The 14,399-nt window shown below is 68.3% G+C and carries 13 protein-coding genes; 7 read left to right on the forward strand and 6 right to left on the reverse strand.

All coding sequences use genetic code 11. From position 1 onward, the window contains the following. Positions 1–2: 2 nt before the first annotated feature. From dapE to E3O54_RS01560, 4 genes are all read left to right on the forward strand, one after another. On the forward strand, positions 3–1,097 hold the full coding sequence (dapE, locus tag E3O54_RS01545) for a succinyl-diaminopimelate desuccinylase (protein WP_134400794.1): 1,095 nt from the start codon (positions 3–5) through the stop codon (positions 1,095–1,097). Continuing rightward, on the forward strand, positions 1,073–2,290 hold the full coding sequence (locus E3O54_RS01550) for a hypothetical protein (RefSeq protein ID WP_233191089.1): 1,218 nt from the start codon (positions 1,073–1,075) through the stop codon (positions 2,288–2,290). The genes dapE and E3O54_RS01550 overlap by 25 nt, the downstream gene beginning before the upstream one ends. 63 nt (positions 2,291–2,353) lie before the next feature. Continuing rightward, a complete protein-coding gene (locus E3O54_RS01555; protein ID WP_104099180.1) occupies positions 2,354–2,530 on the forward strand; it encodes a DUF3117 domain-containing protein in 177 nt (58 codons plus the stop codon). A gap of 430 nt (positions 2,531–2,960) precedes the next feature. After that, entirely contained in the window at positions 2,961–4,508 is a 1,548-nt protein-coding gene (locus E3O54_RS01560) for an HNH endonuclease signature motif containing protein (protein WP_134400795.1), read from the forward strand. 284 nt (positions 4,509–4,792) lie between these two features. On the opposite strand, the gene E3O54_RS01565 is transcribed toward E3O54_RS01560, so the two are convergent. Further along, a complete protein-coding gene (locus tag E3O54_RS01565) occupies positions 4,793–5,425 on the reverse strand; it encodes an O-methyltransferase (protein WP_134342188.1) in 633 nt (210 codons plus the stop codon). A gap of 86 nt (positions 5,426–5,511) precedes the next feature. Between E3O54_RS01565 and E3O54_RS01570 the strand changes: the two genes are divergently transcribed. After that, the gene (locus tag E3O54_RS01570; protein WP_104101037.1) at positions 5,512–5,892 is read left to right on the forward strand and encodes a Sec-independent protein translocase TatB; all 381 of its coding nucleotides are present in this window, start codon (positions 5,512–5,514) and stop codon (positions 5,890–5,892) included. Between the two features lie 651 nt (positions 5,893–6,543). Continuing rightward, complete coding sequence (ppk2, locus tag E3O54_RS01580; RefSeq protein WP_370247130.1) at positions 6,544–7,413, forward strand: polyphosphate kinase 2; 870 nt, start codon at positions 6,544–6,546, stop codon at positions 7,411–7,413. A gap of 41 nt (positions 7,414–7,454) precedes the next feature. Here the strand turns inward: ppk2 and E3O54_RS01585 are convergent, their stop codons facing one another. From E3O54_RS01585 to E3O54_RS01600, 4 genes are read right to left on the reverse strand one after another with little or no spacing between them, the layout of a single operon-like run. Further along, entirely contained in the window at positions 7,455–9,005 is a 1,551-nt protein-coding gene (locus E3O54_RS01585) for a succinic semialdehyde dehydrogenase (RefSeq protein ID WP_134400797.1), read from the reverse strand. 58 nt (positions 9,006–9,063) lie between these two features. Further along, complete coding sequence (locus tag E3O54_RS01590) at positions 9,064–10,230, reverse strand: Mrp/NBP35 family ATP-binding protein (RefSeq protein WP_104169980.1); 1,167 nt, start codon at positions 10,228–10,230, stop codon at positions 9,064–9,066. Continuing rightward, positions 10,223–10,819, reverse strand: a complete 597-nt coding sequence (locus tag E3O54_RS01595; protein ID WP_104101041.1) for a DUF1003 domain-containing protein — start codon at positions 10,817–10,819, stop codon at positions 10,223–10,225. Before E3O54_RS01595 ends, E3O54_RS01590 begins: the two co-directional genes overlap by 8 nt. Then, positions 10,806–12,137: a magnesium transporter MgtE N-terminal domain-containing protein gene (locus E3O54_RS01600; protein WP_104101042.1), complete on the reverse strand. Its 1,332-nt coding sequence runs from the start codon at positions 12,135–12,137 to the stop codon at positions 10,806–10,808. Before E3O54_RS01600 ends, E3O54_RS01595 begins: the two co-directional genes overlap by 14 nt. 54 nt (positions 12,138–12,191) lie before the next feature. On the opposite strand from E3O54_RS01600, the gene E3O54_RS01605 reads away from it, so the two are divergent. Beyond that, the gene (locus E3O54_RS01605) at positions 12,192–12,773 is read left to right on the forward strand and encodes a general stress protein (RefSeq protein WP_104101043.1); all 582 of its coding nucleotides are present in this window, start codon (positions 12,192–12,194) and stop codon (positions 12,771–12,773) included. Positions 12,774–12,928: 155 nt separating this feature from the next. Here the strand turns inward: E3O54_RS01605 and E3O54_RS01610 are convergent, their stop codons facing one another. Beyond that, positions 12,929–14,323 carry an IS1380 family transposase gene (locus tag E3O54_RS01610; protein ID WP_134400798.1) on the reverse strand — a complete coding sequence of 465 codons (1,395 nt, stop codon included), beginning with the start codon at positions 14,321–14,323 and terminating at the stop codon, positions 12,929–12,931. Positions 14,324–14,399: the final 76 nt, after the last annotated feature.

Genomic DNA, 14,399 nt, shown 5'->3' on the forward strand with positions numbered 1-14,399 from the left:
GAGTGCCCCAAAACACCGTGAACCTGGACCTGTCCGCGACCTCGATCGAGCTCACCCGGGCGCTCTGCGACCTCGAGTCGGTGTCCGGTAACGAGGCCGCCATCGCAGACGCGGTGGAACGCGCGCTGGCCGGGTACCCGCACCTCGACATCATCCGCGACGGCGACACCGTCGTCGCCCGCACCGACCTGGGTCGGGCCCAGCGCGTGATCATTGCCGGCCATCTCGACACGGTCCCGCTGAACGACAACCTGCCGACCCGGTTCGAGACCATCGATGGCGTCGACTATCTCTGGGGCCGCGGCACCGTCGACATGAAGGCCGGCGTGGCCGTGCAGCTGAAGCTGGCCGCCGAACTGACCGCGTCCAGCGTCGACGTAACGTGGATGTGGTACGACCACGAGGAGGTTTCCGACGACCTCAACGGTCTCGGCCGCCTCGCCCTCAACCGGCCCGACCTCTTCGCGGGGGACTTCGCCATCCTCGGCGAGCCCACAAACAGCCAGATCGAGGGTGGCTGCAACGGAAACGTGCGCGTGGAGATCCGCACCTTCGGGCTGCGCGCCCACTCCGCCCGCAGCTGGGTCGGCGACAATGCCATCCACAAGATCGGGCCCGTCATCGACATCCTGGCGGCCTACGAGCCGCGGCAGGTCGAGGTCGAAGGCCTCGTCTACCGCGAAGGCCTCAACGCCGTCGGCATCGGCGGCGGCATCGCCGGCAACGTCATCCCCGATGAGTGCATGGTGCACATCAATTATCGGTTCGCCCCCAGCCGCACCTCGGCGGAGGCCATCGTGCACCTGGAGGAGCTCTTCGCGGGCTACGAGATCACCGTCGTCGACCGGGCCGAGGGTGCCCGGCCGGGCCTGGATGCCCCGCTGGCCCTGCAGTTCCTGACCGCGGTCGGCGGCGAGGCCAAGCCCAAGTACGGCTGGACGGATGTCGCCCGCTTCTCCGCCCTGGGCATTCCCGCCGTCAACTACGGCCCCGGCGACCCGCTGAAGGCCCACGCCGACGACGAACGCGTCGCCCTGGCGCAGATCACGGACTGCGAGGACGGCCTTCGCGCGTGGCTGACCACAAGCGTCGGGTAGCCGTGGCGTCGTCCGGCTGGAAGGCCGGCTACCGGCTCACGCCGTGGTGGGCCCTGGTCGCCCTGATCTGGGCCGCGTCCCGGCTCGTCACGACCACCCTGGTGCTACTGCTTGCGAATGTGCAGGGCGCCAACCCGTGGACGGGCGTGTCACCCGGCTACGCGGAGTTCGCGAACATGTGGGACGCCCGCTGGTACAACATCGTCGCCGTCGCGGGCTACCCGTCGACACTGCCGCTCACCGCCGGCGGGGAGATCGCGGAGAACGCCTGGGCCTTTATGCCCGGCTACCCGGTGGTCGTGCGCCTGCTGATGGTGCTCCTCGGGCAGCCGTGGGCACCCGTGGCCGTATTCGTGTCCCTGGCCGCCAGCCTCGGCGCCGCCCTACTGTTCTACCGGCTGATGCGCACGGTACAGGCCTCCGGGACGGCGTTGTTCGCGGTGGTGCTGTTCTGTGTGGCCCCGCTGTCGCCCGTGCTGCAGTTCGGTTATGCCGAGTCGCTGTACCTCTTCCTGCTCACGTTGGCACTTCTCCTGCTGCTCGAGCGGCGGTATGTGCTGCTGTTCCCGGTGATCGCCGTGATGGCGCTGACCCGGCCCAGCGGCCTGGCCTTCGCGCTCGCCCTGGGGCTGCACGTCCTGCACCGCTGGCTTGCCCGGACACAAGACCCGTTTTCGGTGCGCGAACGGTTGCTGGCGTCATCCGTTGCCGTGTTCAGCGGCATTTCCGGCCTGGCCTGGCCGGCCATCGCCTGGATCGCCACGGGGTCGATCACCGCCTACACCGACACCGAGCTGGCCTGGCGGTCGGCCTACATCGGCTACCAGGAACTCGTTCCGTTCACCGCCTGGTTCCAGGGCGGTGTCTGGTGGCTCGGGATGCCGCTGGGCATCATCGTTGTCTCGGGGCTCATCCTGGCGTTCGGCCTGACCCTGTTGCTGCCGGCGGTGCGCCGACTGGGCACTGACCTGCGGTTCTGGCTCGCCAGCTACGGCCTCTACCTGCTAGCGGTGTTTTTCCCGCAGTCGAGCACCTTCCGCCTGCTGATGCCGATGTTTCCGTTGTTGGGTGCCGTGGCGCAGCCGCGGAGCGCCGTCTACCGGGTGGGCATCGTGCTGCTGTTCATCGCCGGACAGTGGGGCTGGCTCCTGCTGTGCTGGGGGGTCGACGGAGCGGACTGGACACCTCCCTAATTACAGTCTCAGCCCGTAATGGCAGATAATAGAAGTTCAGACGAATGAATGGAAGGGGAGTTCATGGCGGCCATGAAGCCAAGGACCGGAGACGGGCCAATGGAGGCTGTAAAAGAGGGGCGCCTTATCATCGTGCGTGTTCCGCTCGAAGGTGGAGGTCGACTTGTCGTCTCTGTGAACGACGCTGAAGCCAAAGAGCTTCACGATGCCCTCGCCGGTGTAGTCCAGCCGACCGTATAGTTCCAGGATCGGCCGCGCAGCTCAGGTTGTGCGGCCGATCTTTTTTGCCGACCTGGAGCGGATGGGTTTCCCGCGGACAGCCGTCGCACCGCCCGTAGGAGGTACCCGTCACCGGGCCCGCCACCCGCATCCGTCGGCACGTAAACGCGGAGAATCTTAGGAAACGCCGGTTTGGGCGCCATCAGTTCCGGCGTGTCGCGTATTTCTCCGAGTTGACGTCACGACGGATGCCCCGGGCTGGCTGCGCTCGCCGCCGGTGGTTAAGCGTGCCAAAACCCGGCAGTCCAGCCTGCAAACCCGCGCCGCACCATCCGTGCCCCGCGTCGCCACCCCCTTCTGTCACCGAATCGATTAGAACAGGAAAACGAAACTCGACAGTGATCCTACCTCATCTATTGACTTCAACTTAGAACGTGTATACGATGTAGGCATGGCTGGAGCCCCCACTCCGCACCACCCCACCGCCTCACCGCAGGCGGTGCCGCCCCTCGCGCAGGCACCCCGTGCACAGTCACCTCTCGTGCAGCAGCTGCAGCAGGCCCGTGATCTGGCCGCGGCCGTGCTCGACTCGGTCTCCTTCTCGCTCCTGGGTGAGGCCGACGCGATGATGGTGCTGGGCACGGTCGAAGACCTCGGCCGCCGGGTCGATGCGGCCAGGGTCGCCTCTGCCGCCGACATTTCGGTGCGGTCCCGCCGTATCCTCGGCCACGAGTCCCTCGCGTATAAGAACGGGGCCAGCAGCGGCATCGATCTGATCACCCGTCTGACCCGCGTCTCTTCCCGGGAGGCGAACCGGCGGGTGCGCCTGGGCGAGAACGTCACGCCGCGCCGGGCGGGCACCAGCATGTTGCCGCCCTACTACCCGGCCGTGGCCGATTCCCTCACCGCCGGGGACCTCGGCGTGGACGCGGCCGAGAACATCGTCACGGCCCTCGACCAGGTCGCGGCCCGGGTCGCGCCCGACGAGCTCGGCACTGCCGAACGTGCCCTGGTGGCCAGTGCCACCGGCGCCGTCACCGACGAAACCCGCGGCCTGCCCGGGGAGGGGTTCGCGTTCCCTGCGGACCTGGTGCGGGGTATGGCCAGCCAGTGGCAGGCTCGCCTCGATCCCGACGGCACCGCCCCCAACGAGCCCGTCGCCGAGGCCCGCAGCACTGTCGGGTTCGGGCTCTTCCGCGACGGCCTCTACCCGCTCCGCGGCGGAGTCACGCCGGAGCTCCGCGGCATCATGAACGCCATCTTCGACACGTACCTCTCCGCTCACGCGGCGCCGGCATTCCCCACGGCCGAGGAACAGGCGCGCATGGCGGCCGGGCAGCTGATCCCGGGGGCGGAGGCCGCGGCCCTCAGCGACGACCGTAACGGCGGTCAGAAACGCGCCGACATCCTCCGTGGTGTGTTCGAAGCCGCCACCCGTGACGCGGGGACCCCGACCATGGGCGGCGCCGCCCCCACCGTCATGATCCACGTCAACCAGGCCGACCTTACCGCCGACCATGGGGTGGGTTGGATCGACGGCGTCGAAGCGCCGATCTCTCTGACAAGTGTGAAGCAGGCGCTCTGCGCCGGTGGTTTTCAGGAGATCCGGTTCGGGCCGCACAACGAGGTGCTCAGGCTCAGCACCGAGAATCGTTTCTTCAACCGGGCCCAACGCCGCGCCATCGCCGCCCGCGACGGCGGCTGCATCATTCCGGGGTGCACCGTGCCCGCCGCCTGGTGCGAAGTACACCACGTGATCCCCTGGTACCGCGGCGGAAAAACCGAGATCACCAACGGGGTCCTGCTGTGTTGGTACCACCACCACAGCATCGACACCTCCGGCTGGAACATCCGCATGATCCGCGGCACACCCGAAGTCAGGGCACCCTACTGCTACGACCCCACCCGCACCTGGCGGGCCGCGGAAGGGAACCCGGCCAACCGGGCACGGGCACGGGCACGGTCTCGGCCTCGGCAGGCTCGACCAACGTCAGGGTGAGTCCCCGGGATCGGGTCACCGGTCTCGTCCGGCTCGACCGACGTCAGCTTAAATCCCCGGCCGCGAGCGACCTGAGCCCGGTGGTCGAGGTCGTCGAAACCAGGCGGGCCATCTTCCGAACCCGGCCCGGGGCATCCGTTAGCGCGGGCGGCGACAACGGATGCCGGTGTGTGGGCCTCCGGAGCCGGCGCACCGGGTCTCGACAGGCTCGACGACCGACAGGCTCGACCACCGACAGGCTCGACCACCGATCGGCTCGACCACCGGAGGGTGTGCTCGACCGTCTAGGCGCGGAGCTTGGTGATCTGCAGCAGGCCGTCGCCCACAGGGGAGAGGGCACTGATGACTGCGGTAGACGAGGCGATGACGGTCAACAGGGTGCGGAAGCCGGTCGCCACATCGTCGCGCTGGGCCGGGTCGGCCACTCGGCCGCGCCAGAGCGCGTGGGCCACGAGCACGGTTCCGCCCGGACGGGCCAGGCGCAGAGCATGCTCGACATACTCGATCACACACTGCGGATCGGCGTCGACGAACACAATGTCGTAGGAGTTCTCGTTCATGCGCGGCAGTACATCCGCTGCCCGGCCCGTGATCAGGCGTACCCGGTTCACGGGGATGCCGGCTTCGGCGAAGTTGGCTTTGGCGTGCTGCTGGTGGTCGACCTCGGTGTCGATCGAGGTGAGGGTGGCGCCGGGGGCGCCGGTGAGCAGCCAGATGCCGGAGACGCCGGCACCGGTGCCGACCTCGAGAATGCTCCGGGCCCCGGTGGCGGCCGCGATCACGGCCGATTGAGCGCCGACCGCCGGAGAAATCGCGTCGATTCCGAGTTCGAGGGACTGCTGTCTGGCCCGCGCCACAGCGTCGGACTCCACGACTGAGTCGTCGGAGAATTTCCAGTTCAGATCTTTGTCAGACACAGCGCAACTCCAGTAGATGAATGGGTCAAGCCTAAGGGGGGCCGAGCATGGTCCGGGGAGGCCTCGCCGGGGGTTATTCTGGGGGAATGTTCGGTTTGACCTTCGAGAAGATATTACTGATCGGGATTGTCGCCGTCTTCCTGCTCGGACCCGAACGGCTTCCCCACTATGCCGCCCAGCTCGCCCGCCTCGTGAAGCAGCTCCGGAACCTGGCCAACGGGGCCAAAGACCGGATGCGGGACGAGATGGGCCCGGATTTCGACGACGTCGACTGGAAGAAACTCGACCCGCGTCAGTATGACCCGCGCCGCATCATCCGTGAAGCTCTCACCGACGAAGACGAGCTGAAAGGCCAATCGGCGACCGTGTCGCGGGCGGTGCCGAACCCCGACGGCGCCTATCTGCAACGCAAGCGCGCCAGGGAGGCCGCCACACTGCCGGCGCCCTTCGACTCCGAAGCCACGTAGCCACGCGGCCACGCAGCCACGCGGCCACGCAGCCACGCGGCCAAACGAACCAGGTGACGAGCACACCGGACGCGGCGTATTCGAGCTGGCGGACGTCGGGAACGGGTACGTTGGGCAGGTCGGGCAGGTCGGGCACGTAGACCCGCGACACGGGCCGAGTGCGCTCGGATCGTGTTCCCGACCGCTGCGATGACCTCGCCGGACAGCCCGAATGACGAGAAGTCCTCGTCGACCACGATCAGGCGCCCGGCCGGAAAGAGCGATGCGCGAAAGGTCCCCTGGTTGGCCGCACCCTCGCCGGTGTCCGCCACGGCCACTCGGTCGTCGCCCAGCCGGGAAAAGACGACGGCCTGTCCGACGGCGGGCGGTAGATCGTCGGCGATGATTCTCGAGCAGGAGAAATGCGTGCCGGGGTCGAACAGGTATATGTGCCACCCGAGGCTGAGGCCGAGGGCCGGGCGGTGAGCGGCGCAGTGCGCACCAGAATATGCAGGCCGGGCCATACGGGCGATGCGTGCACGCTACGCTGAACCCACGTATCTGAGGAGTGTGACCGTGTCGAAGCCGTCGAACACCCACGCGAAGCCCAAGCGGGTGCCGCTGCCCGTCTACTCCGCCGAGTTACGCAATCTGCAGACCGAGTTGGTCGCCATGCAGGAATGGGTCAAGGAGTCCGGGGCCCGCATCGTCGTGATCTTCGAGGGCCGGGACGCGGCCGGCAAGGGGTCCGCGATCAAGCGGGTCAGCGAGTTCCTCAATCCCCGCGTCGCCCGGATCGTCGCCCTGCCGGTGCCGACCGAGCGCGAGCGCGGCCAGTGGTACTTCCAGCGGTACATCGAACACCTGCCCTCCACGGGTGAGATCGTGCTGATGGACCGCTCCTGGTACAACCGCGCCGGCGTCGAACACGTGATGGGGTACTGCACCCCCGACGAGTACCGCCGGTTCCTGCACCAGGCGCCCCTCTTCGAACGGATGCTGGTCGAAGACGGCATTCTGCTCGTCAAGTACTGGTTCTCGGTGTCCGACACCGAGCAGGAGAGGCGGTTCCGGTCACGGCTGAACGACCCGATGCGCCGCTGGAAGCTGTCCGGGACCGACCTTTTCTCGATCACGAAGTGGGTCGATTATTCCCGCGCCAAAGACGAGATGTTCGTGCACACCGATCTGCCGGAGGCCCCATGGTGGGTCGTCGAGAGCGAGGACAAGCGGGCCGCGCGCCTCAACATGATCAGCCACCTGCTGTCGATCGTCCCCTACACGCATCGCGAGCCGCCCCAGGTGACCATTCCGACTCGCCCCGCCGGCTCGGAGTACGAGCGCCCGCCGCGCGAGCTGAACCGGCCAGTGCCGGACATCACGACCACGCTGGGAAAGCCCACGGCGAAGCCGAAGGGCAAGGCCAAGATCAACAAGAACGCGAAGAAGGCGACCAAGGCGGAGGCGGCGAAGCTGGCGCCGGAGAAGGCGGCCCAGCAGGCGGCCCAGCAGGCGGCGGCGTCGGCCAAGCTGTTCGTCTGAGCCGGGTTCGCGGAGCCGGGTCACGGCTCTGCTGCCCGGGGTCAGCGGCGGCGGATGCCCTTCAGCACGGCCGCCAGCAGCAGCATCGGCCCGGCCAGCCGCTCGAAGTCGTGGCCGGTGCGCGGCAGCTGCACGAGACCCGTCGGACGCGCGATGGTGACGGCGTCCACGAACCTGAGCAGTCCCTCCGGGCCGTTGCGTCGGCCGAGACCGGACTGCTTCAGGCCGCCCATCGGGGCCGCCACCGAGGAGAACGACCCGCGATAGCCCTCGTTGATGTTCACGCTGCCGGCCTCGAGGGCCCCGCCCACGCGCAGAGCCCGCCGCACGGAACCGGAGAACACCGACGCGTTCAGCCCGTAGTCGCTGTCGTTGGCGGCCAGGATGGCCTCCTGCTCCGAGTCGATCACGGTGACCGCGACCACAGGGCCGAACGTTTCGCCGGCGAAGCACTCCATCGCCGGGGTGACCCCGGTCAGCACGGTGGGTTCGTAGAAGAACGGTCCCAGGTCGGGGCGGGCACGGCCCCCGACCTCGACCGTGGCGCCGTGGGCGACCGCGTCGGCCACCTGCGCGCTCACCCGGTCCAGCTGGGCCTGCGAGGTGAGGGAACCGACGTCCGTCGTGTAGTCGTAGTCGGCGCCGAGCCGGAGCGACCGGGTGACGGCCACGAATTCGTGCAGGAACGCGTCGGCCACACCTCGCTGCACGAAGATGCGCTCAATCGACACGCAGAGCTGGCCCATCGCCGTGAAGCAGGCCGGGGCCGCGTCGGCGGCCGCGCGGGCCGGGTCGGCGTCGTCAAGCACGATCAGCGGGTTCTTGCCGCCCAGCTCGAGCGAGACGCCGGTGAGGTTGCCGGCCGCCTGCGCCGCCACCCGCTTGCCCGTCGCGGTCGACCCGGTGAAGCAGACGTAGTCGGCCTCCGCGGTGACCGCCCCGCCGATCTCCGCGCCGTCGCCGACGACCACGGCCCAGAGCTGCTCGGGCACGCCGGCGTCGATGAATGCCTGACGCAACGAGAGGATGCTCAGCGCACCCTGGTCGTCGGCCTTCTGCACCACGCCGCAGCCGGCGGCGAGGGCCGGCACGACATCCATGGCGGCGAGGCTGAGCGGGTAGTTCCACGGGGTGATCACGCCCGCGATGCCCTTGGGCCGGTAGCGCACAGTGGCCGTGATGACGAGCGGGATCGCGGAGTGGCGGCGCCCGCCGCGCAGCACGCGCGGCGCGGCGAGGGCATTGAAGCGGGTGACGCCGGCGGCCTGGAAGACCTCCTCGAAGGCCTGGCCGCGGGTCTTGCCGGTCTCCGCCTGCACGGTGTCCTGCAGCAGCCCGCGTCGCTCGAGGATCAGGTCGTGCGCGCGCAACAGGATCGCTCGGCGCCGTGCGAACCCGGCCCGCACCCAGGCCAGCTGGGCCAGGCGCGCCTGCGCGTAGGCCGCCTGCACGTCGGGCAGCCCGCTGACGGGCAGCTCGTGCAGCACCTCCCCGGTGAAGGGCGCGATCACGGTGACCGTGGCTCTCGTCGTGGAACGTATGGAGCGGGTGAGAGTCGTGATCCCGGCAGGGTCGAGGGGGGAGGCAGGCATGCCGAAAGTCTAGGTGGGGGCGGCGCGTGCGCTCCGCCGCGGCGCCGGTGCGGCGACGCTACTTTGGGGTGATGCCGAGGCTCAATCCGGAGAGGCCGCGCGCCCGGGTGGCGAGGCGGTCGGCAACCAAACGGATGGCCACGGCCGCGGGGTCGGTCGGGTCGCCGTGCACCACGGGCACCCCGGTGTCCCCGCCACTGCGGAGCGGCACGCTGAGGGGAACCTGGGCGAGCAACGGTACGGGGAACTCGTGCCCGGCGCCGAGCCGGCGCGCGACCTCGGCGCCACCCCCGGAACCGAACAGCTCCAACACCGTGCCGTCGGGCTGCACGATCCCGGCCATGTTCTCGATCACGCCGTAGATGGTCTGGCCGGTCTGCCGGGCCACGACACCGCTGCGTTCGGCGATGTCGGCGGCGGCCGGTTGCGGGGTGGTGACGACGATGACCTCGGCCTGGGGCAAAAGCTGCCCGACCGAGATGGCCACGTCGCCGGTGCCCGGCGGCAGGTCCAGCAGCAGGATGTCCAGGTCGCCGAAGTAAACGTCGGTGAGGAACTGGGTGATCGTGCGATGCAGCATCGGCCCGCGCCAGGCGACCGCGACGGAGCCGTCCTCCACGAACATGCCGATCGAGATGACCTTCACGTCGAAGGCGATCGGCGGCAGGATCATCTCGCCGACCTGGGTCGGCTTGACCGCGGCGGACTTGCCCGTCTCGGGGGAAGGCGGGGTGACCAGGCCGAGGAGTCCGGGGATGGAGAACCCGTAGACATCCGCGTCGACGATGCCGACCCGCAGGCCGCGCTCGGCCAGGGCCACGGCCAGGTTCGCGGTGATTGTGGACTTGCCGACCCCGCCCTTGCCGCTGGTGATGGCGTAGACCCGGGTGAGCGAGTCCGGGCCGAATTGGTTGCTGCGGGCTTCCTTGCCGCCGCGCAGCTTCTCCGTCATCGCTCGGCGCTGCTCGCGCGTCATCACGCTCACATCCACGGTCACGTTGCCGGGGCCGGCCACGGACTCCACGGCGCGCAACACATCGCGCTCGATCTGCCGGGCCGCCGGGCAGCCGGCGATGGTGAGACGGATCCCCACGAGGGCGCGGCCGTCGACGATCCGCACCCCGGCGACCATGTCGAGGTCGGTGATCGGCTTGCGGATCTCCGGGTCGATCACCCGGGCCAGGGCGGTGAGCACCTGGTCGGCGGAAAAGAGGGGCTCAGGCACTGGGCGATCGCTCCTCGCGGTCGCGGTCTCGCTCGCGGTCGCCCTTGCGGAGGCGTTTACGGGTCTGCTTGTCCGGGTCTTCGCGCTCTTCCAGGTTGTCGAGAAGGGCGCGCAGCTCGGAGCGGAGGAAATCGCGGGAGGCGAGGTCCTTCATGCCGAGGCGTAGCGCCACCACCTCCCGGGCGAGGTATTCGGTGTCGGCCAGGTTGCGTTCGGCGCGCTGCCGGTCCTGTTCGAACTGCACCCGGTCTCGGTCGTCCTGGCGGTTCTGCGCCAGCAGGATCATCGGGGCCGCGTAGGAGGCCTGCATCGACAAGACCAGGGTCAGTGCGATGAAGCCGAGCGACACGGAGTCGAAGCGCCACTGCACCGGTGCGAGCGTGTTCCAGGCGATCCAGCTGACGGCGAAGAACGTCAGCCCGAGCAGGAACCACGGCGTGCCCATGCCGCGGGCGATGGCCTCGGTGAACCGGCCGAAGCGGTCGCGGCTGGGGCGGTCGCGGCTACGCCGGCGCTTGCGACCGAGGGCGGGCGTGCGCACGCCCTTGGGGGAGTCGAGGCGGAGATCCGCTCGGTTAGCTCGGGCCATTGCCGGTCCTCCGTCCGTGGTGCAGCGGGATGCTTCCCGTGGTCAGTTCGGTGCGGGCCTCGGCCCGGCGGCGCACGTCGTCGTTGCCATCGTGGCTGCGCCAGTCGTCGGGCAGCAGATAGTCGAGGACGTCGTCAATCGTCACCACCCCGACGAGTCGGTGGTTCTCGTCGACCACGGGCACGGAGACGAGGTCATAGCTGGCGAGGATGCGGGTGACCTCCGCGGCCGAGGTGTCGGCGGTGACAGGATCAAGACCCTGGTCGAGCAGTGTGCCGAGGCGTTCGTGGGGCGGGTAGCGCAGCATCCGTTGGAAATGCACCATGCCGAGGAAGCGGCCGGTGGGCGGCTCGTAGGGCGGGAGGGTGACGCAGATGGCCGCACCGAGGGCCGGCGCCAGGTCGTGGCGACGGATGAGCGCGAGCCCCTCCGCGACCGTGGCATCGGCCGAGACGATGATCGGTTCGGTCGTCATCAGGCCGCCGGCGGTGTCGGGGGCGTAGGTGAGCAGGAAGCGTACGTCGTCCGCTTCCTCCGGCTCCATCAGGTCGAGCAGCTGTTCGCCGAGTTCTTCCGGCAGCTGCGCGATCAGGTCGGCGGCGTCGTCGGGCTGCATGTGGTCGAGCACGTCGGCGGCGCGGGCGTCGCCGAGCCGGGTCAGGATGCTGACCTGCTCACTTTCCGGCATCTCCTCGAGGGCGTCGGCGAGACGGCCGTCCGGTAGCTCGCCGGCAACCTCGTGCATGCGCTCCGGCGGGAGGTCGAGCAGGGTATTCGCGAGGTCGGCGGGCTTGAGGTCGGAGTAGGTGGCGATGAGCTGCTCGGCCGACTGGGCCTGGCCCTCGGTGGTCTGCTCGCGCACCTCGGCCCAGTCCGTGAAGGTCGTGGCGCCCTTCGCGAAGAGGGACAGGCTGGTCTTGGGGCGGCGCACGAAGAGCTGGCTGATCGCCCAACCGCCCTGGGGGAGCTCCTCGATCGAGACGTCTTCGATGGTCGCCTCACCGGAACCGTCGTTGAAGACCACCGTGCGCCCAAGCATCTCGGCAATGACGCGCACCTCTCCGCCGCGCTGCTCGAAGCGGCGCACGTTGATTAGGCCGGTGGTGATGATCTGACCCGAACCGATGCTGGTGACGCGCCCGATGGACACGAAAACGCGGCGTTTGCCCGGGATCTCCACGATCAGGCCGACGACGAGGGGCGGGTCGTTTTTTCGGTAGACCACCAGCACGTCCCTGACCTTGCCCACACGGTCTCCCGCGGGGTCGAAAACGGTACACCCGGCCAAACGGGCAACGAAGACTCTGGTGGCAGACACAGATCAAATCTAGGCCACCTTCAGGGCAGATCGGTCCTGTGAAAGAATGGACTCATGAGCAATCAGAACCCCTTCGGCGGGCGCAGGGCCGCATTGTTCCCCGTTTTACCCAAGGGGGAGGTGCTCGCGACATACGCCACCTATGGCGAGGCTCAGGAAGCTGTGGACACTCTGGCGAAGTCCGACTTCCCGGTGAAGCAGGTCTCCATCCTCGGCAACGACCTCAAAACCGTCGAGCGGGTCACCGGCAAACTCACCTGGGGGCGCGTCGCTCTCGCCGGTGCGGCCTCCGGCGCCTGGCTGGGCGTGTTCTTCGGGCTGCTGTTCTTCATCTTCTCGCCGGATGGCGCGGGCCTGCCGTTCGTATTCGCCGCGGTGATGATCGGCGCCGGGTTCGGCATGCTGTTCGGGGTCGTCAGCGCCGCGCTCAATCGACGTCGCCGCGACTTCACATCGACCATGCAGGTGATTGCCAGTACCTATCAGGTGATCGTCGACGGCACCCTGGTCAATCGGGCCCGGAACCTGCTCGCCGGGCTCGCTGAGGCCGAGCAGACGGTGCCGGCCCCGCCGCATCCGTCGGAGCCCCCTCGCGTCGAAGAGCCGCCCGCGGCTCCGCAGCATCCGCTGCCCTGACAGTCCGCGGTCAGGTTTAGCCTCGATCCACCGGTCAGCCTGGCTGATCCGGGTCACCGGCGTTTGATCTGAGGTTTCTGGTGGTGGGCATGGCGGTGCGGCCGGCCCTGCTGCCGGTGGTGTTCCTGGTTTGGTTGCGCCGTGGGGCTGGGTGGTCAGATGGTGGCTGTTCGTGGCGGGCCGCAGGCCGCCGCGAACAGGGCTGTCCATCCGGTTTCCCAGGGCCAGCTGGCCGGGAGATGCAGGACGTGTTTCCGGGCCGAGGTCGAGATACGGGCCGGAATCTGAATCAGTTTGCGGCGGATGGTTCCGGTGCGTGCCTTGCCGAGGGTGCTGCCGGCGATGGTGCCGGCGGCGCGGGCGAGGTTGAACGCGATCGTGGCCAGCACCAGCCAGGCGGCGTTGGCGGTGAATTTCCCGGAGGGCAGGTGCGCCAGCGCACTGTCTTTGAGGTCGGCGTTGACCTGCTCGATGATCGCGTGTTGCCGGTGGGTTTTGTCTGCGGTGACGGTGTCCAGGGTGCTGGTGGTGAAGAACGCGTGGAACCGGTGCGTGTCGAAGAGGGTGGGTTGTCCGGCGCCTTCGAACGGGTTCAGTTCCGGGATCCGCCGCACGACCAAGCGTCCCGTGATTCGTTCGCTGATCTTCCTCGAGCTGAACGCGGTGAACGGCACCTCGGCGACCTCGGCGGAGGAAATCCAGGTGCCGGTGGTCTCGTCCCGGATCGCGTCGGTGTAATCAATCGTCGTCCAGGCGTCATCAGGGATCGTGGCGATAGCGCGTTTCACGGCCGGATCCATGCGGGCGGTGATGGAGACTTTCGCGCCGGCCCGGTGCGCGGCCGAGACCACAGCATGGCCATAGAACGCGCTGTCGGCGCGCAGCAGCACCAGCCCGGACGCGGTCCCTGAGCGCAACCGTGTCACGGTCGCCAGGACATCGGCCACGAACTTCCCCGCCCCGCGCGGGGACCCGGCGGCGCCTTTCCGGAGCCGGGCGCCGATGATGACCGGCGCGGCAGATGTAGTCGAGACGATTCCGATCAACGCGTTTAGCCCGCGCACTCCGGAGTATCCGTAGCCGGAGCCCTGTTTCTTGTAACCGTGGACTTCTTTGATGGTGTCGTCGATATCGACCAGGGCGTAGTCATCGATCCCGGCTACGATCGGTGCGACCTGGGCGACGTTGACCAGCCACCGCCTGGCGACTGCGTCGAGCTGGCGGACGTGGCCGAAAGTGAACGCACGCAGGAACGAGCCCAGAGTGGAGGGTGCGTAGGTGCCGACGAAGAGTTTCTTCATCCCGCCGTGCCGGAGCAGGGCCATATCGTCGATGGAATCGGCGCCGGCGAGCATCCCCGCGACCAAAGCGGTGACCTTTAACCCGGCGTTCGCACCGAAGTAGCCGGGCAACGTCAACCACCGATTAGCCAGCTCGGCCAGACCCGTCGAGACCGCCAAGGCCATCGCCGGAATGAGCCCGGCAGCCGACACGAGATTGGTGTCGTCGAAGATCGCTGACAGGGACGTGGATCTATGGAACGATTGCATCTACGAGATGTCCTCTTGATGTGGTGAATAAACGCCGTGGTAAGCCTTATTTTTCCTGATCAAAAGGGCATTCTCT

The sequence above is a fragment of the Cryobacterium sp. TMT2-4 genome, from assembly GCF_004402575.1.
GTDB classification, from domain to species: Bacteria; Actinomycetota; Actinomycetes; order Actinomycetales; family Microbacteriaceae; genus Cryobacterium; species Cryobacterium sandaracinum.